A 25827-nucleotide genomic window follows, 5' to 3' on the forward strand; every position below is an offset into this window, starting at 1 on the left:
TGAGACTGCTTGCACGAGCCACGCAGTTTGTTATACGTGATAACATTCGATGACTCCAGCGCCGTCATGCAGTTGGGAGGCTGCCTGGGACGCCGGGAGGTCGCGTGGAGCGCCCGATGGGTGACGGGAGGGGGATCCGTGTTCCAAGATAGTTCCTTTGTGGGGCGAATAGTCGTCGGCATTGCCCGGTGGATGGCCATTGCAGGCGGTCTCGCGCTGGTGGGGATGATCGCCATCGTCATTGTCAGCGTGGTGGGCCGGGCCTTCATATGGGCCGGACTGAAACCAATCCTGGGCGATTATGAGCTCATCTCGATCGGCATGGGCTTTGCCATATTCGCCTTTCTGCCTTGGGCGCACATTACCCGCGGCCACGCACTGGTGTCACTGCTGACGGACACGTTCCCCCCGGCCGTGAACGCCTGGATACTGGTCGTCACCGACTTGCTGATGCTGATCATTTCCGTCTTCATTGCCTGGCGCCTCTGGCTGGGGATGCTCGACAAATTCAGCTATCGCGAAACGACGATCCTGCTGGGGCTATCCATGGGCTGGGCTTTTGCGGCCGCTGTCGTGGGCGCCATCGCGATGGTCCTGGTGGCCATTTACGTGCTCGGCCGCTCCATCAGCGATGCCCTTGCCGGGCGCGCCGGACCAAAGCATGTCGGGAGCGACCATTGACCACCAACATCATTCTAGGGCTGCTCGGCATTCCCGTCGTCCTCGTTCTGGTTTTCCTGCGCGTGCCAATCGGTCTTGCCATGGCGGTGGTGGGCGTGGTGGGCACCTGGCTCGTCACCAAGAACTTCAACCCGGTGATGTCGCAGTTCAAGACGCTGACCTATAGCACCTTCGCGTCTCACAGCCTGTCCGTGGTGCCGCTGTTCCTGCTCATGGGGCAGTTTGCGACGCTCAGTGGGTTGTCGACCAAGATATTCAGGGCGGCAACCGCCTGGCTCGGTCACCGCAAGGGCGGTGTGGCAATGGCTGCCATCGGCGCCAGCGCCAGCTTCGGCTCCATCGTCGGCTCGTCGCTGGCCACCGCGGCGACCATGGGCCGGGTCGCATTGCCCGAGCTGAAGAAATACGGCTATTCCGATGCGCTCTCCACCGGCGCCGTTGCCGCCGGTGGCACATTGGGCATTCTCATTCCGCCATCGATCATTCTCGTCATCTTTGCCGTCCTGACCGAGCAGAACATCGCCAAGTTGTTCATGGGCGCCTTTATCCCGGGCCTCCTCGCGGCCATCGGCTACATCATCGTCATTGCCGTCTATGTGCGGGTTCGCCCCGGTGCCGGCGCGACGCTGGAGCGCATGCCCTATGTCGAGCGCTTCAAGGCCCTCTTTGAAATCTGGCCGGTTCTTGCTGTTTTCGTCGCGGTGATCGGAGGGATTTATACCGGTGTCTTCACGCCCACCGAAGCGGCTGCGATAGGTGCCGCGGGTACCGCGCTGATCGCCCTGGCCAACAAGAGCCTGACCCTGGCCAACGTGCGCGACGCCCTGCTGTCGACGGCCGCCTCGACCGCCATGATCTTCCTGATCGTCTTCGGTGCGGCTGTGCTCAACAGCTTCCTCGCTTTGTCACAATTGCCGCAGGCATCGGCGAACTGGATCGGCGAACAGGGGTTTAATCCCTGGGTCGTGCTGGCCATCGTGCTGGCATTCTACCTGCTATTGGGCTGCGTCATGGATTCGCTTTCCATGATCCTGCTGACCATTCCGATTCTCTATCCGATGATGATGGTGCTCGATTTCGGTCTCGCGCCCGACGAATTCGGCATCTGGTTCGGCATCATCGTGCTTATCGCCGTCGAGGTAGGGCTGATTACCCCGCCGGTGGGTATGAACCTGTTCATCATCAATTCGATGTCCCCCGAAACCAGACTCTCGGACACCTATCGCGGCGTGTTGCCCTTCGTGATCAGCGACGTCGTCCGCACCATCATTCTCGTCGCCTTCCCATCAATCACGCTCTGCCTGGTTTGGTGGCTCTATTAGCAGATGTCCTGCACGCCCCGGTGTGCAGGACCAACAGACCGGACAGCCGTCCGGTCATCTACAGGGAGGAAGAAATGAAGAAGACCAGCCTGATCCTTGGAGCAATTGCCGCTCTGGCGCTGTCCACCACCAGCTTTGCCCAGGAAGTCACCCTGCGCATCCACCAGATGCTGCCGCCCCAGGCAACCATTCCGGCACAGGCCATCGGTCCCTGGGCCGACATGATCACCGAAGCATCGGGTGGCCGCATTGCCTTTGAACACTATCCCTCGATGCAACTGGGCGGGGTCCCTGCCGATCTTTACGACCAGGCCAAGGATGGCGTGGTGGACATCGTCTGGACCATTCTGGGCTATACGCCCGGCCGCTTTCCCAAGTCGGAGGCGTTTGAACTGCCCTTCATGCTGACGACCGGGGAAGCCTCGTCCGCTGCCTTCTACAACTATGTGATGGCAAACGCCGCCGACGAATTCGCCGGCACCAAGGTCCTGGCGCTCCACACCCACGGTCCGGGTCTCTTCCACTCGCAGGACCCCATCAATTCGCTCGAAGACCTGCAGGGCATGAAGGTTCGCGGCGGCTCGCGCATCATCTCCAACATGCTGCGCTTGCTGGGTGCCGAGCCTGTGGGCATGCCAGTCACGCAGACGCCCGAGGCCTTGTCCAAGGGCGTTATCGACGCCACGACCGTTCCCTGGGAAGTCACCCCGTCGTTGCGGATCGCTGAACTGGTCAAGAACCACACTGGCTTTACCAGCGAGCACGGGCTCTACAGCCAGACCTTCGGCATGTTCATGAACCTGGACAGCTACAACAACCTGCCCGATGACCTGAAGGCAATCATCGACGAGCATTCCGGTTTGGAACTGTCCCGCCAGTTCGGTCGGGTGATGGACAGCGGCGATGCCACCGGCCTTGCCCTCGCAGTCAAGGCCGGCAACAACATCGTGCAACTCGACGCCGAGGAAACCGCCCGTTGGATCGCCGCCGCCGAACCCACCTACGACGAGTGGTACAAGGAAATGGAAGCCCTTAGCATCGATGGTCCTGCCCTCGTTGAAGCCGCCCGCGCCGCCATCGCGGCCGAGTCGAACTAAGGCGTATGCGACTGGCCCCGCCTATTGAGGTGGGGCCGGTTTCGCGGTTTTCATCACGCCAGCGGGAACCAACCACGGATAGCACCATGCTCGATCTGAAGACCCCGGAGTTGCGCCCATTCTGCACGCTGGAGGTCGAAGCCGGGCCCGCGCGCAGTCTCGGCACGGGACGGCTGGGACAGCGGCGCATCATCCCCATCGTCGGCGGACGCGTCACCGGACCCTGCCTCAACGGCAGGATTCTGCCGGGCGGTGCCGACTGGCTGACGGTCAACCACGATGGCGTGTCGCTCATGGATGCCCGCTACGTCCTTGAGGCTGATGACGGCGCTATCATCGAGATCGTTGATCAGGGCTTTCGCCACGGTCCGGAGGCAGTGATCAAGAGCCTTCTTGCCGGCGCAGACGTGCCGTCGGAATCCTATTACATGCGCTCGTCGATCCGGCTCGAAAGCGGAGCGCCGGCCTACGCCCATATCAACCGAATGGTCTTTGTCGGCACCGGGGCCAAGACCCCATCGGGCGTACAGATCGACATCTATTCGGTCGAATAGGGCCGGCCACGGCCTCCGGTCGAGAATATTATCAAGTCAAGAATGAAGCGGGGGAATGTGTCGGAACCACATGTCATCATAGCCGGCGGCGGCATCGGGGGCCTTGCGACAGCGCTGACACTGCAGCAGATCGGTGTGAAGTTCACGGTGTTCGAAGCTGTGCGCGAACTTGCGCCGCTGGGGGTGGGTATCAACATCCAGCCCAACGCGGTGCGCGAACTTGGCGACCTGGGCATTGGCCCCGAGGCGCTCGACACAGTTGGCCTTCCGGCCAGGGAATGGGCGCTGGTCGGCTTGAACGGCAATGACGTCTATTCCGAGCCGCGCGGGCTGCAGGCCGGCTACAGGTGGCCGCAATATGCCGTCCATCGCGGGCGTTTCCACATGCTGCTTCATCGCATCCTGATGGAGCGCGCCGGCGCCGGCGTCATCCGGCTCGGGCACAAGGTGACCGGTTACGAGCACAATGGCGATGGCACGGTCACCGCGCTGATCCAACGCGCCGACGGCACGCTGCTGCGCGAAACGGGCACGCTGCTCATCGCCGCCGACGGTATCCATTCGGCCGTCCGCGCCACGATGCATCCCGGCCAGCCCCCGATCCACTGGGGCGGCGCCATCATGTGGCGGGGCACGACACTGGGCAAGCCGATCCGTTCCGGCGCCTCATTCGTCGGATTGGGCACGCACAGGCAACGCGTCGTATTCTACCCGATCTCCCACCCCGACCCGCAGACGGGCCTCGCCACGATCAACTGGATCGCCGAGGTCACTGTCGACAAGGATGAGGGACGCTATGGCAATGGCTGGTTCCGACCGGTCAAGGTCGAGGATTTCGCGCATCACTTCGCCGACTGGACCTATGACTGGCTTGACGTACCCGACCTGCTGCGTCGATCCGACGTGGCCTATGAAAATCCCATGATCGACCGTGACCCGATACCGACCTGGCAGGACGGCCCGGTCGCGCTCATGGGCGACGCGGCGCATGCCATGTATCCCACCGGTTCCAACGGCGCCAGCCAGGCCATCATGGATGCAAGGCAACTGGGCGCGGCGATGCTGGAGCACGGTGTGACCCAGGCAGCGCTACGAGCCTATGACCAGAAGTTCTGCGGACCGATCTCCGAACTCGTGTTGCGCAACCGTGGCGCTGGCCCGTTTGGCCTGCTCAATATCGTCGATGAACGTTGCGGCGGGGAATTCGACAATATCGATGATGTGGTGCCACCCGAGGAGCGCAACGCGTTCGTGGCAGGATACAAGTCGGCCGCCGGGTTTGCCGTTGAACAGTTGAACAACGCCCCGCCCACCATTGTCCCGCATGCCCGCCTGCGCCGGATTGTCGAGCCTGATTTAATATGATCGTAACAGTCATATATGTTGCCTTCCTGCAACGTGGGATGGGAAAGCGACTCAAAGATGATAAATAGACTCCACTTTATGGCCTGACTGGATCAAGGCTCCGCTCCGTCAACTCTTCTGACGTTTTGGGGCAATGATAATGAGATTTTCGATCATCCTACTGGCATCCGCCGCATTGGCGCTTCCGGCTTCGGCCGCCGATCTTGGGGTGCTGACCGCGCTCGATGTCTGCGACGAACTGGGCCTGACCGGCCTGACGGTCTCGTCGGACAGCAACTGCCTGCAGGTCTCGGCCGAGCTCTACTACGAATTCCACTGGGGCGACTATAAGGGCGCCCTGCCAGTGCTGGCATCGGGCTATAGCGGCACCATCGACTGGACCGATAGCGACGGCGCGGCGACCGACTGGGATAGCTGGGTCGATGCCTATCTCAAGGTGGTGGGCACGGCGCCGACCGATGTCGGCCCGGCCAGGGCGGTCATCGAGATTTACCAGTATGACTACGCCGAGGCCCAGAACGGGGTCGGGGTGCCCGATGCGGCCATCGCGCTGGACCAGGCCTATATCGCCATCGGCGATACCACGGTGCTGACCGCGGGCCTGGTCGAGAGCTCGATCTTCAACGAGGATGACGACGATGCCTTCGGCTGGCTGCCCAGCTTCATTTCCGACGAGACCGATGGCGTGGCCTGGGATGGCGGCACCGGCACCTATGGCTATGAGGGCCATGCGATCCAGTTGACCGGCCAGCTCGGCAACGGCCTCAGCGCCGGCGTGGCGCTGGAGGACCTCGACGGCGACGGTTCGCTGATCGGGGTGGTGAACTATGCCGGCGACACCCTTACGGCCCATATTTCGGTACTGGCCGGGCAGGTGCTCGACGGCACCTTCAACGACCTGGCGCTGCATAGCGGCGTTACCGCGACCTTCGACGCCGTCAAGCTGCGGGCCGCCCTGGCGGCCAATAACAGCGGCTGGTGGAATGCCCTGGCCAGTGCCGAGGCGCGTTTCGACATGTTCACCCTGGCCGCCACGGTGGACGCGACCTCGGCGCGCGAACTGGGCCTAGTGGGCTCGGCCGAGGCCAGGCTCAACGACCAGTTTACCGTCAAGTTGGCCGCCCGCTATCTCGATGCCGATACCGCGCTGGCCGACGACCAGGGCGCCGAGTTGCGCGGGCGCATCGAATATGCGGTGGCCGAATCGCTGACCCTGGCGGCCGAGGCCGGGCATTTGTGGACCGGCGCTGCCGCTCCCAGCGGCATCCAGGGCATCACCGATGGCCTGCTCGAACTGACCTGGACGCCGGGCGGCGACTTCGAGGCGTCGACGGCCATCGCCGCCAATTCGCTGGGCGCCTACAAGGCCAGCTTCACCGCGTCCAAGAGCTACCAATAGACCGCCTGGGGGAGGCGCGCTGCGCCTTCCCTCTGGCGTTTCGTCATCAACAAGCAGGGTTTGCCATGACCGACCGGTTCAATCGTCGCCACATGCTGCTCGGAGGCCTGGCCATGGGGGCCGGGCTGGCGGCGCTGCCCGCCCACGGCCAGAGCGCCGTCCGCAGCATTACCACCTCGCTCGGCACCTATGACATTCCGGCCGATCCGCAGCGTGTCGTGGTCATCGATACGCGGCTCGACCTGGAGCCGGCGGTGGCGCTGGACCTGCCCATAGTCGGCTACAGTTACTTCCAGCAGATCGAGCCCTGGGTGCCCTATGCCGGCGCCCAGACCTTTATCGGCACACCGCCGTCGCGCGAGGCCGTACTGGCGCTCAATCCGGACCTTATCGTCTGCACCGATATTCCCGGCAGCGACATGTGGCCGATCGACAAGCTGGCCGATGTGGCGCCGGTGCTGCCGGTCGATTTCAACCTGCACTGGCGCGACAATCTCGCCCGTATGGGCGACTGGCTGGGCCGCCGCGACATTGCCGACGCCTTTATCGCCCAATACCAGACCGAGATCGATGCGCTCAAGGCCAGGCACGCCGCGGTGCTGGGCCGCAAGGTGGCGGCCGTCTGGTCGAGCCCGGAATCGGCCGAGATCAACCTGCTGCTGGGCACCAACTCGCCGCAGGTCACCGCCATCGGGCAGGTGCTCGACGACCTCGGCGGGATCACCGTTTCGGCCGAGGGGCTCGGGGAATACGGCAATATCAGCTACGAGCGCATGGGCGAGGTGCTGGGCGACGTCGAGGTCATCGTCGTCGACCATTTCGACCAGAGCGAACTCGACGTGCTTTTTGCCTCGCCGGTGTGGCAGCGGCTGCCGGCCGTGGTGGCCGGGCGCGTGCTGCCCACCAGCGGCGCCTATTACGGCGGCGGCTATACCGCCCGCCACCTTATCGGCGAATGGGACAAGGCCTATTCCCTGCTCGGCGTCTGATCGCGCATCGTCCGACCGAAGGACGATTTCGGTGTCCGCGCACGTTTTCGCGTGTTGAAACAGGCCGGCTTCGGCAGCCCTGGGGTCGGCGTGCCTGCTATCGAGAGGCGGAAATGAAGGGGCCAATCCGCCATGGCAGCACACGCCTATCGCAGCTTTGCGCCGCGCCTCCGCGCCGGCTCGCGCCTGGTCGGCTCGTTCGTCAAGACGCCGACCAGCCACGCCACTGAAATCTTCGGCCTGCTCGGCTTCGACTTCGTCGTTTTCGACATGGAGCATTCGGCTATCGAGATCGGCGCACTGGATCACCTGATCCTGGCGGCGCGCGCCGCCGGCCTGGCCGGTATTGTCCGCGTGGCCGAAGCAACACCGGCGTCCATCCTCTCGGCGCTCGACATCGGCGCCGCCGGCATTCTGGTGCCCCATGTGCTTTCGGCGGAACGCGCCCGCGCCATGGTCGAGGCGGCGCGCTATGCGGGCGGCAAGCGCGGCTTCGCCAATACGACCCGCGCCGGCGACTACGGCATGGTGGGCTATGGCGCGCACAAGGTGGCGCAGGATCGCGAGACGGCCTGTATCGCCATGATCGAGGATATCGAGGCGCTGGACGTGCTGGACGACATCCTTTCCGTGCCGGGTCTCGATGCGATTTTCATCGGCCGGGGCGATATCACAGCGGCCTTGGGCGGCGAGGCGATCGGCGATCCCCGCACCACCGAAGTCGTCGGCCGCATCGCCGCCGCCGCGACCCGCCACGGCGTGCCGGCAATGACGATCTGCGCCGATGGCGACGATGCAGGGGTCATGGCCGGTATGGGCATCAATGCTTTCATGATCGGTTCCGATCAGGGCTTCATGGCCAAGTCGGCAAAGGCCGCCCTGGCGTCTCTATCCGCACTACAGGAGAAATAACCATGCGTATCGACGAAGCTCGCCTCGCCTTGACGCAGGAGCTGCATGCCCTGCTGGTCGATTACTGGCACGATGTCGACGCCAATTGGGGCCGTGGCGCGCCGGACTACTATACGCCGGATGGCTCGTTTGTCGGCCCCGCCGCCTCCTATGAGGGGCGCGAGAAGATCAGGGCCTTCTACAAGTGGCGCGAGGATCGCGGCGCCCGCACCGTGGTCCACTCGGTGCAGAACTTCCAGGCCAAGTTCGACGGCGGCCCCGACAAGGCGGTGTGCCACTGGTTCATGATGCTCTATGCCGCCGACGGCAAGCCGGTGCTGCCGACCCATCCGCCCATCCAGATCGCCTATATGACCGACCGCCTGGTCAAGACGGCCGAGGGCTGGAAGGTCACCTACCGCAAATTCGATATCTGGTTCGAGGGCGGCACGCCGGCGACCAATCCGACGCTGGACGACGATTGAGCCGTCCGGCTCCGGTCCTTGCAATGCCAAAACGGCCATCCTCACGAAAGCGGGGATGGCCGTTTGGTCAGGAACAGGGCGAAACGACTTAGAGGTTGACGGCGTATTCGCGCTGCAGGCTGGTATCCAGATGCGGTCGCGTGCTGATGAAGGCCAAAGCGTGCTCGATATTGAGGCGCGTCTCGATCAGCGGGTCGAGCACTGTTTCGCGGACGGCATTGAGCGGCACTGACGAGGTAAAAAAGCTCACCGACATGACCGCCGCGACACTGTCTCCATCCAGGATCGGCACGCCGAACGTGGTCATGCGGGTGGGCTCGGTCTTGGGGTCGCGCGTGGCAAAGCCCGAGCGCCTGATACGGTCCAGCATGTGGCGGAATTCGGATTCGGCAGCCTGGTCGAACTCGGCGCCGAGGCGCTTGCGCAATACGCGAATCTGGCGTTCGCGCTCCGGCTCCGAACAGAAGGACATATAGACCCGCCCCATCGCCGATTTCAGCAGGTCGGGACGCTTGCCCAATACGGTATTGGTATGGACGACCGGGCTGATCGTTCCGGTCCAGTAGCGGATTTCAATTTCGTCGCCATCGATCTCGCCCAGCCCGATCGGCCACTTGATCTGCCGCGTCAGGCCGATCGCCAGGGGCCTGGCCACTTCGATTACCCGCGAGATGCCGCTATAGCCGGCCGACAATTCGGCCACTTTGCCAGTGACTCGGTAGCCGCCGCACATGTTGTCGCGCACGATATAACCTTCGTGCATCAGGGTTTCGAGCATGCGCACGATAGTCGGACGCGGGATGGCGGTCTCGGCATGGATCGAATTGACGGTGGCGATCGCCTTGGTGTTGACGACCTTGAGCACATGCAGCGCCCGCAGCACCGAATTGACCGGCGGATAGGAGCGGTCGAGCGGATTGGTATGCCCCCGCCGCGAATTGGTGCGGATATGCACCGAACTCTGGCCGGCGTCGCCCACCGGTTCACTGAGGGCGCCATCGTCCCAATCGTCCATATCGCGTTCCATGACGTCTCCAGACTATCCGGTCCGATCTTACCCACGACCGGCGCCGCACCAAACCATATGAGAGCAATTTCATCCAGTGAAACGCGGTCGGTCCGTCAGCCAATTTCGTCTCCCGAAATCGGGTGCCGCCGCCAATGCGGGGCAGGGCGCTTACCGGCTAGGGACAAGGACCGACTTGGCGCGACACGGAGTAGAGGCCATGAGCGATCTCGCATGCCGGCTGGCATCCCGATCCATTTTTTCTGAACAGGAGCCACAGGCCAGGGGCGAGGACGGCCTGTCACGGACCTGGATCACGCGGGGCGGCAATTTCGCCGTCTGTGTCTCGGAGGTGCAGCCCGGCGCCGTGCTGGCGCGGCAGGACAATCCCGAGGAGCATATGCTCATTACCCCGCCGCACGGGGCGATCCTGACGGTCGAAGCCGGTGGGCAGGTGGTTGAGGCGCAGCCGGATTCGCTGACGATCGTCCCGCCCGGCCCAAGCCGGATCACCGCGCGCTCCGCTGGCCGGCTGGTCCGGATATTTTCCAAGGCCGCCGGCGACGTCGTCGCGTTAGCTGTCAATGGCGCGGCCTATGCGGACGGGGCGCCCGAATTGGCCCCAGTCGATCTCTGGCCGGAGCCCAATGGCGGCTTCAGGCTGCGCCATTATCCGCTGGCGCAGTACTTCGATCCGCAGGGCGAGCGCATCCAGCCGCGCTGCTTCCGGTCGACCAACATGATGGTCAACCTGTTCGGCCATTTCCACACCCGCCGTGATACACAGTCGCTGAGCCCGCACTGGCATGACGATTTCGAGCAGGCTTCGCTCTGCCTCGCCGGCACCTGGATCCACCACCTGCGCTACAATTGGGGCGCCGATCTCGCCAGCTGGGTGCCCGATGACCACACCGCATTGCCGACGCCGTCGGTGATCGTCATCCCGGCCAGGGTCATCCATACCAGCCGCGATGTCGGCCCGGACGGGCCGGAAAGCTCGCTCTACGATATTTTCTGCCCGCCACGCATGGATTTTGCGGCAAAGCCAGGCTTCGTGCTCAACGAGGACGACTATCCGCTACCGACGGATCGCGGCGAACAGCAGGCCAAGACCGGCGGAACCCTGCTCAATTGGCAGAAGCCGGGCTGAGCCCGGCTTTCCACTCCTGACCGTGGGGGACCGGGTTGGCTCAGAAGCCGACCCGGTCCCTTCCCTTGAGGTCCAGTATTTCGCGGGCGTCGTCGGGGGTGGCGATTTCGAAGCCCAGGGATTCGACGATCTGGCGGGCCAGCCGCACCTGTTCGGCATTCGACGCGGCCAGTCTGCCGGGCCCGGACCACAGGGAGTCTTCGAGGCCTACGCGCAGGTTGCCGCCCAGCAGCACCGACTGGGTGGCGATGCTCATCTGGTGCCGCCCGGCGCCGAGCACCGACCAGCGGTAGTTGTCGCCGAACAGCCGGTCGGCCGTGCGCTTCATATGCATTACATCTTCGGGATGGGCGCCGATGCCGCCCAGAATGCCGAAGACGCACTGGATGAACACCGGCGGCTTCAGCAGATGGCGTTCGAAAAAGTGGGCGCAGGTATAGAGGTGCCCGACATCGTAGCATTCGACCTCGAATCTGGTGCCGTTTTCGGCGCAGCGCCGCAGGATGGTCTCGATATCGCCGAAGGTGTTGCGGAACACCCGGTCGCGCGAGCCCTCGAGATAGGGCCGCTCCCATTCATGCGCGAAGCTGTCGAACCGCGACAGCATCGGGTAGAGGCCGAAATTCATCGATCCCATGTTGAGCGAGGCCACTTCCGGCTTGAAGGTGGCGACCGGCAGCAGCCGCTCCTCGACCGACATGGTCGCCGCGCCGCCGGTGGTGATGTTCACCACGCAATCGGAGCGCTGCTTGATGACCGGCAGCATGCTGGCGAAGTGCTCGGTGGACTGGTCGGGTTCCCCGGTCTGTGGATTGCGCGCATGCAGATGGATGATTGCGGCGCCGGCCTCGGCGGCATCGATGGCCGCCTCGGTGATTTCCTCGGGCGTTACCGGCAGATGCGGCGACATCGACGGGGTATGGATGGAGCCGGTAACGGCGCAGGTGATGATGATCTTTCGCTTGGTTGCCATTGTCCTGTTCCGTCCCGGCAAATGCTGATGCCGGATCAGTAGCGGAGGCCGGTGGGCGGGCCGGGGCGATTCGTGGCGGATTTCGGGGGCCGAAAGAGCCATAGATAGCGCCGATGGCCCCGCCGCCGGTAAGATGGTCGCTTTCAGCAAATGAAATCGGGGCAGAAACACATTCATCGCGTGGCGCTGCACGCCTAGTGTCTGATCCGAACGAGCGGTCGTCCCCGAGGCGGCGAGCTCATGTCTCTATTCAAGGAGGTCCCATGCAGGACGTTGTCATAGTAACCGGCGCGAGCAGTGGCATAGGCGCGGCCACGGCGCGCCTGTTGGGGGCCGCCGGCGCCCATGTGGTCGTCAACTACAAGAGTTCGCGGAGCCTGGCCGAAGGCGTGGTCGCCGAGGTCGAGGCGGCCGGCGGCAAGGCCATCACCATCGCCGCCGATATGGGCGTCGAAGCCGACATCCTTCGCATGTTCGAGGAGACGGACAAGGCCTTCGGACCGCTGACCGGCCTCGTCAACAATGCCGGCATCAACGGGCCGGTCCATCGCTCGGCCGACAATTACGACTTCGACGAGGCGATGAATATCTTTGCGGTCAATACGGTGGGCGTGCTCATTGCCTGTCGCGAGGCCATCAAGCGCATGTCTACCAAGCATGGCGGCAAGGGCGGCAGCATCGTCAATATTTCCTCGATCGGCGCGCTGACCGGCTCGCCGGGCCGCTTCATTCACTATGCCGGCTCCAAGGCCGCGGTCGATACGATCAGCAAGGGCCTGGCCGTCGAAGTGGCGCGGGACGGCGTGCGGGTGAATTCGATCCGGCCGGGCATGGTCGATACGCCCATTCACGCCAAATCGGGGCAGGCGGACCGGGTCAGGGAATTCGCCGCCAAGAACCCGCTCGGCCGCGCCGGCCAACCCGAGGAAGTGGCGGAAGCCATCGCGTGGCTACTGTCCGACAAGGCCTCGCTGGTCACCGGCGCGGTGCTCGACGTGATGGGCGCCCAGCGCTAGCTCGGGAGGGCGACCGTTTTCATTGCTTGAAACAAGGTGGGCACGCGGTGGGCCATGTCAGGTTTCTCCGCTAGCAATTCGCCACTAGCTTGGTGGCACAAGCATGCAAGCACGCCGCGGGGCTACTCCAAGGGAGGATGAAATCATGAATAGGACTGGATCACTTCGGCGCCTCGGCGCGGTCGCCATCATTACCGTCGCACTGGGGCTGGGCATGGGCAGCGCCCTCGCGCAGGATTACCCCGACAGGCCCATCACGGCGATCGTGCCGTTCGGGGCCGGTGGGGGCGCCGATACGCAGACCCGTATCTGGGGTGAGGCCATGGCCGGGCTGACCGGCCAACGCATCGTCGTTGAAAACGTCGCCGGCACGGCTGGCGTGGCCGGCACCAAGCAGGGGATCAACGCCGAACCGGACGGCTATACGGTAGTGATGGGCGCGGCATCCACCATCGCCATCAACCCCGTCAGCAACCCGGCGGCCGATTATTATCCGCCCCGCGACCTGCGGCCCGTCGCCGTTATCGGTTATACGCCCTATGTCATGGTCGTGGCCAACAATCTGGGCGTGAAGACGCTGCCAGACCTCATCGAATACGGCAAGGCCAACGAGGGCACGCTGACCTATGCCGGCTGGACGGCTGTCGGCGAATTCGCCCGGCGCGGCCTCGAGCTGCGCACCGGCCTGACCATGACGCCGGTGCCCTATCAGGGCGCGACGGAGGCCATGACCGACGTCATTGCCGGCCGCGCATCGGCCGCCATTCTCGATATTTCCAGCGCGCTGCCATTCATCAGGTCGGGCAGCGTCACACCCATCGTGATGACCGGCCCGGACAAGTCCCCGGCGCTGCCGGATGTCGGGACCGTGGTCGAGGCGGGCGTCGAGAACTACGTCATCGACTCCTGGATCGCGCTCTTCGTGCCGCGGGATACGCCCGACGAGATTGTCGAATATCTCAACGCCAAGACGCGCGAGGCGCTGAAGTCGCAGCCGGTCATGGATCGCTATGCCGAACTCGAGATCGAGGTGCGCGACTATGACGTGGAAGAAACCGGGGCTTTCATGGCGCGCCAGATCGATGCCTGGGCGGGGCTGATCAAGGAGGCCGGCCCGACACAATAAGGGCTGCGACAACAATATTGCGGCCGGGCATGCCCCATGGGCGCCCGGCCGCACAGTGTCGAGCCATCGCCGTTGCGGCGACGGCCGGAAGCGCGGAGGGAATTTGCATGACACACGAGGTGGCTGAGCAGCCGGGGCGCGAGCCCGTTCCGCCCTATGCGCGGCTGGAGGTGATCGGGGGCACGACGATCATCGGCATCGCGGCCCTCGTCTGGTTCGGTGCGATCAACCTGGCCGTCGGCACCTTGCCCAATTTCGGGCCGGGCGCCTTGCCCAGGGTGCTGGCAATCCTGCTGGCGCTGGCTGGCGCCGGGGTTTTCATCCAGGGTCTGGTGCGACGGGAGGCCGCCTTCGAGCGCTTCGAATTCGCCCTGCGCCCGACGCTGGTGATCATGCTGGCAGTGGTGCTGTTCGGCCTCTTCATCCGGGGCGGCGATTTCGGCCTGCTGTCCACACCGCAACTGGGTCTCTGCGTCGTCGGCCCGCTCACCGTGTTCATCGCCGGCTGCGCCGCGCCGCAGGTCAACCTCAAGGAATTGCTGGTGCTGGCCTTCGGGCTGACCGCCTTGATGCTGGTGGTGTTTCCCGATCTTCTCCGGCTCGGCATTCCGCCGTTTCCGGCAATTCTGCAAAACGCCATTCCGCCCGCGCTGGGCCGGGAGACGGCCCTGAGGATCGCCTATGCGGGCTACGGCGCCATTGCGCTGGTGCTCTATCTCGTCTTCGTCCGTCCGGACCGGAGGGCGGCATGACCGACCTGCTTCAACATCTGCAACTCGGCTTTTCGGTCGTTTTCTCGTTCCAGAATCTCTTTCTCTGCCTGGTCGGCTGCCTTGTCGGCACACTGATCGGCGTGCTGCCGGGCATCGGCCCGCTGGCCACCATCGCCATCCTGATGCCGTTGACCTACAACGCCGATCCCGCCGGGGCGATCATCATGCTGGCCGGCATCTATTACGGCGCCCAATATGGCGGCTCCACCACCGCGATCCTGGTGAACATGCCGGGCGAGTCATCCTCGGTGGTGACGGCGCTCGATGGTCACGCCATGGCCCGGCAGGGGCGCGCCGGCAAGGCGCTCGGCATCGCCGCGATCGGCTCGTTCATCGCGGGGAGCTTTGCGACCCTGGTCGTGGCCGCGGTCGCCATCCCCCTGTCCCGCCTGGCGCTCGGCCTGACCGCCGGCAATTACTTCTCGCTGATGCTGCTGGGGCTGACCCTTGCCATCGTGCTGGGCAGCGGCTCGCTGCTCAAGGCCTTCTGCATGCTGCTTATCGGCGTGATCATGGCCCTGGTTGGCGCCGACCAGATCACCGGCGAAGCCCGGCTCACCTTCGGCAGCCAAGTGCTCTATGACGGCTTCGACATGGCCGTGGTCGCCATGGGCCTGTTCGGCATTGCCGAAATCCTGCGCAACCTTGAGGCACCGGAGCGCCGGCCCTTCGTCGACGACGTGGTGGGCGGCCTGCTGCCCAACCGGCAGGACATGAAGGACTCGGCAGGCGCCATAACGCGCGGCTCGCTGCTCGGCGCCATTATCGGCATCATTCCCGGCAATGGCGCGACGCTCTCGTCCTTTGCCTCCTATGTGCTGGAAAAGAAGGTTTCCAAGCACCCCGAAACCTTCGGCAAGGGGGCTATACAGGGCGTGGCCGGACCCGAATCCGCCAATAACGCGGCGGCGCAGACCACGTTTGTCCCGCTGCTGACGCTGGGCCTGCCATCGACGGCGACCATGGCCCTGGTGGGCGGGGCGATGACGCTGCATGGCGTGGTGCCCGGCCCGCAGGTGATCGACATGCATCCTGAGCTGTTCTGGGGCGTGGTCACCTCGATGTGGCTCGGCAACCTGATGCTGGTCATCATCAACCTGCCGCTCATCGGCATCTGGGTGAAGTTCCTCAAGGTGCCCTATCACCTGCTGTTCCCGACCATCATCCTGCTGTGCTGCGTCGGCATCTATTCGGTCAATTCCCGGCCGACCGACGTGCTGATGGTCGCAGCCTTCGGGGTCATAGGCTACCTGTTCTACCGGCTGAAATTCGATCCGACGCCCTTGCTGCTCGGCCTGGTGCTCGGCGGCATGCTGGAGGATTCGCTGCGTCGGGGGCTGATCCTGAGCCGCGGCAGCTTCTGGACTTTCCTCAGCGATCCGCTGACACTGGTGTTGCTCGGGCTTTCCGCAGTCATCGTCATTTCGGCGCTGTCGCCCTCGATCAGCCGCGGCCGCCAGGTGCTTGCCGAAGATGAATAGACCCGCTTTTGCCCCGGACCGTACTCATGGCTCTCGTTGAATTCGGCGCCCTGGAGCGCCTGGCGCTGGGCGCATTGCGCCTGGCAGGCGTGCCCGAGGCGCAGGCGCGGATGCAAGCCGACGTGCTGCTCGATGCCGAACTGCGCGGCGTATCCTCCCATGGCCTGTTGCGACTCGAACGCATCATCCGGCGGATCGCCAATGGCGTGATCGACCCGCATGCGACAGGCACCCATCACTGGCGCAGCGCGGCCTTCCTGACGGTGGATGGCAGGCGCGGCCTTGGGCCGGTCGTGGCCAGCACGGCGCTCGAAGCGCTCAAGGCGCGGGTGGAAGAAACCGGCATCGCCATCGCCGCGATCAGCAATTCCAACCATATCGGTATGCTCGGCTGGTATGCCGAACGGCTCGCCACAGAGGGCTATACGATCATCGGGCTGACCACGAGCGAGGCGCTGGTGCACCCCTGGGGAGCCCAGCGCGCCATGATCGGCACCAATCCCATCACCATCGGCATTCCGACCGGCTCGGGACCGTTCCTGATGGATACGGCAACCAGCATTGCGTCGATGGGGGATATTCACGACCACGCTCATCGCAAGGCGCCGCTGCCCCCCGGCTGGGCACTCGATGCCAATGGGGAACCAACCACCGATCCCGAGGCGGCCAAGAGCGGCGCGCTGGCGCCTTTCGGGCAGGCCAAGGGCTATGCGCTTGGCCTGGCACTCGAATTGCTTGTCGGCAGCCTGACCGGGGCAGCGCTGGGGCGCGATGTGCAGGGCACGCTCGACGATACGGCGATCTGCAATAAGGGCGACGTCTTCATCGTTATCAAGGGCGTGGAGCGCAATCTCGAAGCCTATCTGGCATCCATCCGCGCCATGGAACCGGCGCCGGGCTTCGACCAGGTTCTGATCCCGGGCGAGCGCGGCCGAGCCTGCCGCGAACTGCGCCTGCGCGACGGCGTGCCGATTGCAACCGCCGTATGGCAGACGCTGCAGCAGCTCGCGGGCGCTACCAGCGCGACCTAGACTTTCGCCGACCAAGAGGAATTTCCGTGTCACTATTTGGAACATTGCGCATGCCGCGCAATCTTGTTTTCGGGGCCGGCCAGCGGCATGCGCTGCCCCCTTTCGCCGCTTCACTGGGACAGCGGGCGCTGGTGGTAACCGATGAACGGCTGGCGGCCGACCCGATATTCGCCGCGCTGCTGGATGGGCTGGCCAGGGCCGGGCTGCAGGTGCGGGTGTTTGACGGGGTGATTGCCGAGCTGCCGGTCGCCTGCATCGCAGCGGCGGTGGAGGCGGGCCGCGTGCATGGCGCCGACCTGGTGATAGGCATCGGCGGCGGTTCCTGCCTCGACGCGGCCAAGGTCGCGGCGCTGCTGCTGAGCCATGGCGGCACGGCTTCCGACTATTACGGCGAATTCCGGGTGCCCGGCCCGGTCCTGCCGCTGATCTGCATCCCCACCACGGCGGGGACGGGTTCGGAGGTAACCCCGGTCGCCGTGGTGACCGATCCCGACAAAGCCCTCAAGGTCGGCATTGCCAGCCCGCACCTGATCAGCCACACGGCGATCTGCGACCCGGAGCTGACCTATTCGTGTCCACCGGGCCTGACGGCGGTTTCGGGCGCCGATGCGCTGACCCATGCCATCGAAGCCTATACCACGAAGCGGCGTCAGCCCGGTCCGGAGCTGGTGCACGAACATGTGTTCCTGGGCAAGAATGCGCTGAGCGACCACTATGCGTTGCTGGCGATCTCTCATATTTCGGCCGGGCTCAAGCGCGCCTATGACGACGGTTCGGACAGCGAGGCGCGCGGTCGGCTGATGCTGGGGGCGACGGCAGCAGGCCTGGCCTTCGGTACCGCCGGCACCGCGGCCGCCCATGCGGTGCAATATCCGGTCGGCGCCATGACCCATACGCCGCACGGCGCCGGGGTTGCCACGCTCATGCCCTATGTGATGACATTCAACAGCGGCTGGTGCGCGCCCGAACTCGCCGAGATCGGCCGGGCCATGGGGCTTGTGGGCCGCGGTACGACGGAGGAGCAGGCCGCTGCGACCGTTGACGCCGTTGCAGCGCTGTTTGCCGCCATCGGCATCCCCAGGACGCTGGCGGGGCTAGGTGTGGAGGAAGCGCAATTGCCCCAGATCGCCGAGCAATCCATGGGGATCACGCGGCTGATCAAGAACAATCCGCGCCCCATTGACGACGCATCCATGATGGACCTGGTGCGAGCCGCTTTTACCGGCGACCGCATGCGGCTCCGCTCCACAGACAAGGCTGACCGACCATGACGCTTTCCCCAGACATCGCCTCGCAACTGGACCTCGTTGCCCTGCCCACCGATCTCTATATCGGCGGCAAATGGATGCCGGGCGCGGCCGGGCAGCGCATCGACGTGTTCGATCCCTCGACCGGCACGGCCATTGCCGCAGTGGCCGATGCCAGCATCGAGGATGCCATGGCGGCGGTGGCGGCTGCGCATGCCGCCGGTCCCGGCTGGGCGGCGACGGCGCCGCGGCAGCGCTCGGAAATCCTGCGCCGCTGCTTCGAGTTGATGATCGAGAACAAGGACATGCTGGCGCGGCTCATCAGCCTGGAGAATGGCAAGTCGCTCACCGACGCGCAGGGCGAGGTGACCTATGCCGCCGAGTTCTTCCGCTGGTTCGCCGAGGAAGCCGTGCGGCTCAATGGCGATCTCTCCACCGCGCCATCCGGCGCAAACCGAATCCTGGTGCAGCACCAGCCCATCGGTGTTGCCGTTCTGGTGACGCCGTGGAATTTCCCGGCCGCCATGGCGACCCGCAAGATCGCCCCGGCGCTGGCGGCGGGCTGTACCGTGGTGCTGAAGCCGGCGACCGAGACGCCGCTGACCGCCTATGCGCTGGCCGCGCTCTATGCCGAGGCCGGTGTGCCCGACGGGGTGGTCAATGTGCTGACCACGCGAAAGTCGGGCCCCGTCGTCAGCGCCATGCTGCACGATCCCCGCATACGCAAGCTCTCGTTCACGGGCTCGACCGAAGTGGGCCGCCGGCTGCTGCATGAAGCGGCCGACACCGTCATTTCCTGCTCGATGGAGCTGGGCGGCAATGCGCCCTTCATCGTCTTCGACGATGCCGATCTGGACGCCGCGATCGACGGGGCGATGATCGCCAAGATGCGCAACGGCGGCGAAGCCTGTACGGCGGCCAATCGCTTCCTGGTACAGAGCGGCATCGCCCCCGAATTTTCGCGGCGGCTGGCCGAACGCATGGGCGCCCTCAAGGTCGGCCCCGGCTATGAGGCGTCGACGCAATGCGGGCCACTGATCAACCAGGATGCGGTGGAACGGATCGAAGGGCTGGTGAGCGAGGCGACGCAGCGCGGCGCCACGGTGCTGACCGGCGGCAAGCGGCTAGAGCGCGATGGGTTCTATTTTCCGCCGACCGTCCTGTCGGGCGTCCCGACCGACGCGGCGATGTCGCGCGAGGAAATCTTCGGGCCGGTCGCCGCCATTACCACATTCGAAACCGAGCAGGAGGCCATCGCGGCTGCCAACGACACCGAATACGGGCTGATATCCTATGTCTATACCAGCGACCTGGGGCGCGGCCTGCGGGTTTCCGAAAAGGTCGATAGCGGTATGGTGGGGCTCAATCGCGGGGTCGTGTCGGACCCGGCCGCCCCGTTCGGCGGCACCAAGCAGAGCGGTCTCGGACGCGAAGGCGCCCATCACGGCATCCTGGAATTCTGCGAGACCAAGTATATCGCCGTTTCGTGGTAGGACGGCGACCTCCCCGCCGCGCGGCGGGGAGGTCGCGTCAGGTGCGCTCGACGCACATGGCGACGCCCATGCCGCCGCCGATGCAGAGGGTGGCCAGGCCCTTGTTCAGGTCGGAGCGCTTGAGTTCGTGCAGCAGGGTCACGAGGATTCGGGCGCCGGAAGCGCCGATCGGGTGGCCGAGGGCAATGGCGCCGCCATGGACGTTGACGCTGTCGGGGTTCCAGCCCATGCCTGCATTGACCGCGCAGGCCTGCGCTGCGAAAGCCTCATTGGCCTCGATGCGGTCGAGATCCGCGATGGTCCAGCCGGCCCTTTCGAGGGCTTTTTTTGACGCCGGAATCGGGCCGGTACCCATGATCGACGGATCGACGCCGGCCGTAGCCCAGCCGGCGATGCGGGCGAGCGGGGTGAGGCCGCGCCGGGCAGCGTCATCTTCGGCCATCAGCACCAGGGCCGCGGCGCCATCGTTGAGGCCGGAGGCATTGCCGGCGGTGACCGAACCGTCCTTGTCGAAGGCGGGCCGCAGTCGGGCCAGGGCCTCGGCACTGGTCTGGGGACGCAGGTGGTCGTCGGCATCGACGGTCACCGTGCCCTTGCGGGTCTCGACGTTGACCGGGGTGATTTCGGCACGGAAATGTCCTGCCGCCTGCGCCGCAGCCGCTTTGTGCTGGCTGGCCAGGGCAAAGGCGTCCTGCTGCTCGCGGGTGATGCCGAACTGCCGGGCGACGTTTTCGGCGGTGATGCCCATATGGTAGGCGCCGAAGGCGTCGGTCAGCCCATCCACGACCATGGTATCGACCAGGCTCACCGGGCCCATTTTCGTGCCGCCGCGTAGGTTCTGGCAATGGGGCGACAGGGACATCGATTCCTGGCCGCCGGCGACGATAATGTTCGCGTCGCCCGAGGCAATCTGCTGCAGGCCCAGGGCGACGGCGCGTAGGCCCGAGCCGCAGACCTGGTTGACGCCGAAGGCGGTGGCCGATTTGGCAATGCCCGCTTTGATCGCCGCTTGCCGCGCCGGATTCTGTCCGGCGCCGGCGGTCAGCACCTGGCCGAGGATGACTTCGTCGACACTATCGGGGGCAATGCCGGCACGCTCCAGCGCTGCGGCGATGGCGATGGCACCCAGTTCGTGGGCGGGCACGGTGCCCAGCGGCCCGAGGAAGCTGCCGACCGGGGTGCGGGCGGCGCCGACGATGACGATATTGCTCATGCAGCCTTGTCCCCCAGCGCAACGGTGAAGCGGGCCTGGGTCTTGGCGGTGATCTCGGCCATCGTGACCCCGTCGGCCAGCTCGATCAGGCGCATGTCGGTATCGCCGCGCCGGGCCACCGAGAAGACGCCGAGATCGGTGATGACGAGATCGGCGACGCGCTGGCCGGTCAGGGGAAGACTGCATTGTGTCAACAATTTGGGCTGGCCCTTGGCCTCGTGCTCCATCACCACCACGACGCGCTTGACCCCGGCCACCAGGTCCATGGCGCCGCCCATGCCCTTGACCATCTTGCCGGGGATCATCCAGTTGGCCAGGTCGCCATTCTCGGCCACCTGCATGGCGCCCAGGATCGACAGGTCGATATGGCCGCCCCGGATCATGGCGAAACTGTCGGCGCTGGAAAAGAAACTGGTTTCGGGCAGGGCGGTGATGGTCTGCTTGCCAGCATTGATGAGGTCGGCATCTTCCGCGCCGGCATAGGGGAAGGGTCCCATGCCCAGCATGCCGTTTTCGCTCTGCAGGCACACATCCATGCCCGCCGGGATGAAATTGGCCACCAGCGTCGGAATGCCGATGCCGAGATTGACGTAGAAACCGTCCTTGAGTTCACGGGCGGCACGTGCCGCCATCTGCTCGCGGGTCCAGGCCATCAGGCTACCTCCTCGCTGGGCTGGCGCAGGGTGCGCTGCTCGATGTGCTTGACCGGCATGGCCACATGCACAAGACGGTCGACGAAAATGCCGGGCGTGTGGATCTGGTCCGGGTCGAGGCTGCCGGTCTCGACCAACTCTTCCACCTCGGCAATCGTGACCTTGCCGGCCGTGGCCATCATCGGGTTGAAGTTCCGCGCCGTCATCCGGTAGACAAGATTGCCGGCGTGGTCGCCCTTCCAGGCATGGACGATGGCGACATCGGCAACGAGGCCGGTTTCCATGACGAAATCGTCGTCGCCGAAGCGGCGAATTTCCTTGCCCTCGGCGATCAGGGTGCCGACGCCCGTGCGGGTGAAGAAAGCCGGAATGCCGGCCCCGCCGGCGCGGATGCGCTCGGCCAAGGTGCCCTGCGGGTTGAATTCGAGTTCGAGTTCACCCGACAGATACTGCTCGGCAAACAGCTTGTTCTCGCCGACATAGGACGAGATCATCTTCCTGATCTGGCGCGTGGCCAGCAGCCGCCCCAGGCCTATGCCGTCGACGCCGGCATTGTTGGAAATGACGGTGAGGTTGGTGGCGCCGGAGCGCTCGACACCCTCGATCAGCGCCTCGGGAATGCCGCAAAGGCCGAAGCCTCCCGACATGATGGTCATGCCATCTGCCAATACGCCGGCCAGCGCGTCGGCTACGCTTGAATGGACCTTGCGCATGCGGGTTTCTCCTCCCCTCGTGGTCGTTGGGCAAACGCTAGGTCTTGCCGGGGCTGGGGCGTTAGTCGTATTTCTACGGCATGACGACAGAGCTGCATTTCGCCCTCGCCGATATTCCGGTGCCCATGGTCCACGCCACCCATCGCATTATCCGCGACTGCAACGAGGAGTTCGCATCGCTCTTCGGTTATCGCCGCGAGGAAGTGGTGGATACCAGCTTTTCCCGGCTCTATCCGGCCATTGCCGATTTCGTGCGCACCGGCGAGATGTGGCGGCACCACCTGCCGGGGGGCGCGGTCTATTACGACGAGCGCATCATGGCCGGGGCAGGGGGCAAGCGCTTCTGGTGCCGGGTGAACGGGCGCTCGCGCGATGCCGGCGACCCGTTTGCGGCGGCGCTCTACTGCTTCGAGCCAATGAGCCGCAAGGTCAGCGAAACCACGCTCAAGCTGACCGGCAGGCAGCGGCAAATCCTGACTTTGGTGGCGCAGGGCAAGACCAATGCCGCCATTGCCGAGGAGGTGGGCCTATCGCGCCGCACCGTGGAGGCCCATCGCCTGCGGCTGGCGCGCTCGGTGGGCGTGGCCAATTCGGCCGAGTTGGTGGCGTGGTTCCTGAGCCAGCCTGCGGGTTAAAGCGCGCCCTGGATATAGGTCGCCTTTAGGTAGAAATCCTTCGGCCCCTGGATATGCGTCCTGATGATGCTGGCCAGTTCATCCCCCGCACCGCGCGAAATGGCCTCGATCATGGCGAAATGCTCGCCGATGGCGATTTCGCGCAATTCCTCGCTGGGGAAGGCGCGGGTGCGGATCGGGTGGGTGGCGAAGGTGTAGTGCAGGATGGCGTCGGCCAGTTGCTGGTTGCCGGCCGCCCGATACAGCACTTCGTGGAACACGTTGTTGAGCGAGAACACCTCGGCATAGCGCTGCTCGCGCGACGCTTCACGATGGCGCGTGGCGATGTCGGTGAGCTGCGCCACCAGCTCGGGACTGGCGGCTCGGTCGAAATGCGTCGCGGCCCGCATTTCGAGGCATTCGCGGATTTCGTAGAGTTCCTCGACCTCGGTGATGGAGTAGTCGCGCACCTGCACGCCCCTGTTGGGCTGGCGCAGCACCAGCCCCACGCGCTCCAGCTCGTCGAAGGCGCGACGCACGGCATGGCGCGTCGCCCCGGTGCGCTCGATGATCTCATCCTCCACCAGCCGCTCGCGCGGGCGAAGCTGGCCGGCGATGATCTGGCGCTGCAATTCGCGGTAAACCGCATCCCAGCTTTTCGTCTGTTCCGACAATGGCTTGGCGACCCGCATACGCCCCTCGAATCCATGCTTCAACGGCAGCGAGCCTAGCCAAGTTTCCCCAGCCAGACAATCATCGTTGACATTATCGATAATCATACCGATGATAATGGCGATCAGGGAGGTCTACGTGTATCGCATTGGCAGTGGCGCTGGTTTTTCGGGCGACCGCATCGACGCCCCGCAATCGGTGGTGGCGGCAATTGCCGCTGCCGGCGAAGGCGGGACCGTGATCTTCGAGACGCTGGGCGAGCGCACCCTGGCGCTGGGGCAGATCGCCAAGCGGCAGGACGCGGCGCGCGGCTACGAACCGCTGCTGGAAGATATGCTCGAACCGATCCTGGCCCGCTGCGTATCGGCGGGCATCGTCATCGTCGGCAATTTCGGTCAGGCCAATCCACCAGCCGCCGCCGCCGCCATCCAGGCGCTGGCGATACGGCTCGGTCTGGGCGGACTGCGCATCGCCGTGGTTTCGGGCGACGACCTCGTGGGCAGGATCGACCTGTCGCAGACCGAGCGCTGGGATGGCGACGGCAGGCTGCCCGGCATCGATGGCGATGTCATCGCCATCAACGCCTATCTCGGCGCGGGCGCCATTGCCGACGCCATACGGGCCGGCGCACAGGTGGTGGTGACGGGCCGCGTGGCCGATCCGGCGCTGGCTTTGGGGCCGCTGGTGGCGCATTTCAACTGGGCCTGGGACGATCTCGACCGGATCGCGGCGGGGACGCTGGTGGGGCATCTGCTGGAATGCGGCGCGCAGGTTTCGGGCGGCTTTTTCGCCGATCCGGGCTTCAAGGATGTGCCGGGCACCGCCAATATCGGCTTTCCCATTGCCGAGGTCGAAGCCGATGGCAGCTTCGTCATCACCAAGGCGGCGGGCACCGGCGGGCTGGTCGACCTGCGCACGGTCAAGGAGCAGTTGCTCTACGAAATCCACGACCCGGCGGCCTATCTCACGCCCGATGTTACGCTCGATATTACCGACGTAGATCTCGAAGAGATCGGGCCCGATCGGGTGCGGGTGTCCGGCGCGCGCGGCCATGCGGCGCCAGCGCGACTCAAGGCCACGGTCAGCTTCTACGGCGACTGGCTGGGCGAGGCCGAGATTTCCTATGCCGGTCCCAATGCGCTGGCACGGGCCCGGCTGGCCATCACCACCATCAACGAGCGGGTGCGGATGCGCGACATTCCGGTGCGGCACCGCGCCGACATCATCGGCACGGTCAGCGCCTTCGATTCCGATGACGGCGATTTCCTGGCCGATTTCGATGACACGCCAGACGGCGACTATCGCGTGCGCTTCGCCTTTGGCGGGGGGTCGCAGCGCGAGGTCGAGCGGGCCGTGCAGGAGGTCAACGCGCTCTATTGCTGCGGCCCGGCCGGCGGCGGCGGCGTGCGCCACAGCGTGCGTCCGCGGGTGCGGACGCTGTCGCATATGGTGCCGCGCGCGCTCGTGGAAACCGGTTTCCATTTTGCCGGAGAGCCGTCGTGACGGCCCTCATGCAGACCGTCAGCCTGCACCGGATCGCCCATGGCCGTTCGGGCGACAAGGGTAACCGGCTCAACGTCAACATCATCGCCTATGAGCCGCGACACTGGCCGGTGCTCGAGGCCGAAGTCACCGCCGAGCGGGTGGCGGCCCTGTTCGCCTATCGTGGCGTCATCCAGGTCACGCGCTATGCACTGCCACGCCTGGGCGCGCTCAATTTCGTCATCGAAGACGCGCTGGAAGGCGGCGTCAATTCGAGCCTGGGGCTCGATACCCACGGCAAGTGTCTGAGCTATCTCGTACTCGGAATGGACGTCCGGGTGCCCGTTGAACCCGGTGATGGCCACGAGGCCGAACCGGTGCTGCAAACCGCCCGCTAGGGG

Annotated in this window: 26 protein-coding genes; 20 read left to right on the plus strand and 6 right to left on the minus strand. The window is 65.1% G+C overall.

Annotation, left to right across the window (positions count from 1 at the left end; translation table 11 throughout):
• Positions 1-138 precede the first annotated feature (138 nt).
• From ASD80_RS13895 to ASD80_RS13935, 9 genes are all read left to right on the plus strand, one after another.
• Positions 139-681, plus strand: coding sequence for a TRAP transporter small permease (locus tag ASD80_RS13895; protein WP_056233844.1), 543 nt, complete (start codon positions 139-141; stop codon positions 679-681).
• Entirely contained in the window at positions 678-2003 is a 1326-nt protein-coding gene (locus ASD80_RS13900) for a TRAP transporter large permease (protein ID WP_056233846.1), read from the plus strand. The genes ASD80_RS13895 and ASD80_RS13900 overlap by 4 nt, the downstream gene beginning before the upstream one ends.
• Positions 2004-2077: 74 nt before the next feature.
• Positions 2078-3100, plus strand: a complete 1023-nt coding sequence (locus ASD80_RS13905; RefSeq protein ID WP_056233848.1) for a TRAP transporter substrate-binding protein — start codon at positions 2078-2080, stop codon at positions 3098-3100.
• Between the two features lie 86 nt (positions 3101-3186).
• Positions 3187-3654 carry a DUF3237 domain-containing protein gene (locus ASD80_RS13910; RefSeq protein ID WP_056233850.1) on the plus strand — a complete coding sequence of 156 codons (468 nt, stop codon included), beginning with the start codon at positions 3187-3189 and terminating at the stop codon, positions 3652-3654.
• A 57-nt stretch (positions 3655-3711) separates the two neighbouring features.
• Complete coding sequence (locus ASD80_RS13915) at positions 3712-5019, plus strand: flavin-dependent oxidoreductase (RefSeq protein WP_056233943.1); 1308 nt, start codon at positions 3712-3714, stop codon at positions 5017-5019.
• A gap of 139 nt (positions 5020-5158) precedes the next feature.
• A complete protein-coding gene (locus ASD80_RS13920; RefSeq protein WP_056233852.1) occupies positions 5159-6418 on the plus strand; it encodes a hypothetical protein in 1260 nt (419 codons plus the stop codon).
• A 65-nt stretch (positions 6419-6483) separates the two neighbouring features.
• Positions 6484-7407 carry an ABC transporter substrate-binding protein gene (locus ASD80_RS13925; RefSeq protein WP_056233854.1) on the plus strand — a complete coding sequence of 308 codons (924 nt, stop codon included), beginning with the start codon at positions 6484-6486 and terminating at the stop codon, positions 7405-7407.
• A 132-nt stretch (positions 7408-7539) separates the two neighbouring features.
• Complete coding sequence (locus ASD80_RS13930) at positions 7540-8319, plus strand: HpcH/HpaI aldolase family protein (RefSeq protein ID WP_056233856.1); 780 nt, start codon at positions 7540-7542, stop codon at positions 8317-8319.
• Positions 8320-8321: 2 nt separating this feature from the next.
• On the plus strand, positions 8322-8783 hold the full coding sequence (locus ASD80_RS13935; protein WP_056233857.1) for a nuclear transport factor 2 family protein: 462 nt from the start codon (positions 8322-8324) through the stop codon (positions 8781-8783).
• Between the two features lie 88 nt (positions 8784-8871).
• Here ASD80_RS13935 and ASD80_RS13940 read toward each other — a convergent pair whose 3' ends face one another.
• On the minus strand, positions 8872-9810 hold the full coding sequence (locus ASD80_RS13940) for a helix-turn-helix domain-containing protein (RefSeq protein ID WP_056233860.1): 939 nt from the start codon (positions 9808-9810) through the stop codon (positions 8872-8874).
• 199 nt (positions 9811-10009) lie between these two features.
• Here ASD80_RS13940 and ASD80_RS13945 point away from each other — a divergent pair, with 199 nt between their 5' ends.
• The gene (locus ASD80_RS13945) at positions 10010-10939 is read left to right on the plus strand and encodes a hypothetical protein (protein WP_056233862.1); all 930 of its coding nucleotides are present in this window, start codon (positions 10010-10012) and stop codon (positions 10937-10939) included.
• 40 nt (positions 10940-10979) lie between these two features.
• Here ASD80_RS13945 and ASD80_RS13950 read toward each other — a convergent pair whose 3' ends face one another.
• The gene (locus ASD80_RS13950) at positions 10980-11912 is read right to left on the minus strand and encodes a 3-keto-5-aminohexanoate cleavage protein (protein WP_056233864.1); all 933 of its coding nucleotides are present in this window, start codon (positions 11910-11912) and stop codon (positions 10980-10982) included.
• Between the two features lie 263 nt (positions 11913-12175).
• Here ASD80_RS13950 and ASD80_RS13955 point away from each other — a divergent pair, with 263 nt between their 5' ends.
• The 7 genes from ASD80_RS13955 to ASD80_RS13985 all read left to right on the plus strand — a co-directional run bounded on the left by ASD80_RS13955 (position 12176) and on the right by ASD80_RS13985 (position 20079).
• Positions 12176-12928 (plus strand): SDR family oxidoreductase, encoded by a 753-nt coding sequence (locus ASD80_RS13955; RefSeq protein WP_056233866.1) that lies wholly within the window; start codon positions 12176-12178, stop codon positions 12926-12928.
• Between the two features lie 145 nt (positions 12929-13073).
• On the plus strand, positions 13074-14054 hold the full coding sequence (locus ASD80_RS13960) for a Bug family tripartite tricarboxylate transporter substrate binding protein (RefSeq protein WP_056233868.1): 981 nt from the start codon (positions 13074-13076) through the stop codon (positions 14052-14054).
• Between the two features lie 107 nt (positions 14055-14161).
• Positions 14162-14806, plus strand: coding sequence for a tripartite tricarboxylate transporter TctB family protein (locus tag ASD80_RS13965; protein WP_056233870.1), 645 nt, complete (start codon positions 14162-14164; stop codon positions 14804-14806).
• Positions 14803-16308 carry a tripartite tricarboxylate transporter permease gene (locus ASD80_RS13970; RefSeq protein ID WP_056233872.1) on the plus strand — a complete coding sequence of 502 codons (1506 nt, stop codon included), beginning with the start codon at positions 14803-14805 and terminating at the stop codon, positions 16306-16308. The genes ASD80_RS13965 and ASD80_RS13970 overlap by 4 nt, the downstream gene beginning before the upstream one ends.
• A 26-nt stretch (positions 16309-16334) precedes the next feature.
• A complete protein-coding gene (locus ASD80_RS13975; RefSeq protein ID WP_056233874.1) occupies positions 16335-17339 on the plus strand; it encodes an Ldh family oxidoreductase in 1005 nt (334 codons plus the stop codon).
• Positions 17340-17365: 26 nt separating this feature from the next.
• Positions 17366-18610, plus strand: coding sequence for an iron-containing alcohol dehydrogenase (locus ASD80_RS13980; protein WP_056233876.1), 1245 nt, complete (start codon positions 17366-17368; stop codon positions 18608-18610).
• On the plus strand, positions 18607-20079 hold the full coding sequence (locus ASD80_RS13985) for an NAD-dependent succinate-semialdehyde dehydrogenase (RefSeq protein WP_056233878.1): 1473 nt from the start codon (positions 18607-18609) through the stop codon (positions 20077-20079). The genes ASD80_RS13980 and ASD80_RS13985 overlap by 4 nt, the downstream gene beginning before the upstream one ends.
• A 37-nt stretch (positions 20080-20116) precedes the next feature.
• On the opposite strand, the gene ASD80_RS13990 is transcribed toward ASD80_RS13985, so the two are convergent.
• From ASD80_RS13990 to ASD80_RS14000, 3 genes are read right to left on the minus strand one after another with little or no spacing between them, the layout of a single operon-like run.
• On the minus strand, positions 20117-21292 hold the full coding sequence (locus tag ASD80_RS13990; protein ID WP_056233880.1) for an acetyl-CoA C-acetyltransferase: 1176 nt from the start codon (positions 21290-21292) through the stop codon (positions 20117-20119).
• Positions 21289-21945 (minus strand): 3-oxoacid CoA-transferase subunit B, encoded by a 657-nt coding sequence (locus ASD80_RS13995; protein WP_056233882.1) that lies wholly within the window; start codon positions 21943-21945, stop codon positions 21289-21291. The genes ASD80_RS13990 and ASD80_RS13995 overlap by 4 nt, the downstream gene beginning before the upstream one ends.
• Complete coding sequence (locus ASD80_RS14000) at positions 21945-22658, minus strand: CoA transferase subunit A (protein WP_056233884.1); 714 nt, start codon at positions 22656-22658, stop codon at positions 21945-21947. The genes ASD80_RS13995 and ASD80_RS14000 overlap by 1 nt, the downstream gene beginning before the upstream one ends.
• An 80-nt stretch (positions 22659-22738) precedes the next feature.
• Between ASD80_RS14000 and ASD80_RS14005 the strand changes: the two genes are divergently transcribed.
• The gene (locus ASD80_RS14005; RefSeq protein WP_056233886.1) at positions 22739-23293 is read left to right on the plus strand and encodes a LuxR family transcriptional regulator; all 555 of its coding nucleotides are present in this window, start codon (positions 22739-22741) and stop codon (positions 23291-23293) included.
• Here ASD80_RS14005 and ASD80_RS14010 read toward each other — a convergent pair.
• On the minus strand, positions 23290-23964 hold the full coding sequence (locus ASD80_RS14010) for a GntR family transcriptional regulator (RefSeq protein WP_056233888.1): 675 nt from the start codon (positions 23962-23964) through the stop codon (positions 23290-23292). The genes ASD80_RS14005 and ASD80_RS14010 overlap by 4 nt on opposite strands.
• A gap of 118 nt (positions 23965-24082) precedes the next feature.
• Between ASD80_RS14010 and ASD80_RS14015 the strand changes: the two genes are divergently transcribed.
• Positions 24083-25447 carry an acyclic terpene utilization AtuA family protein gene (locus tag ASD80_RS14015; protein WP_156460458.1) on the plus strand — a complete coding sequence of 455 codons (1365 nt, stop codon included), beginning with the start codon at positions 24083-24085 and terminating at the stop codon, positions 25445-25447.
• Positions 25444-25824 carry a hypothetical protein gene (locus ASD80_RS14020; protein ID WP_413813378.1) on the plus strand — a complete coding sequence of 127 codons (381 nt, stop codon included), beginning with the start codon at positions 25444-25446 and terminating at the stop codon, positions 25822-25824. Before ASD80_RS14015 ends, ASD80_RS14020 begins: the two co-directional genes overlap by 4 nt.
• The last annotated feature ends 3 nt before the right edge of the window (positions 25825-25827 follow it).

Origin of the sequence: Devosia sp. Root635, from assembly GCF_001427605.1 — a bacterium.
Lineage (GTDB): Bacteria > Pseudomonadota > Alphaproteobacteria > Rhizobiales > Devosiaceae > Devosia.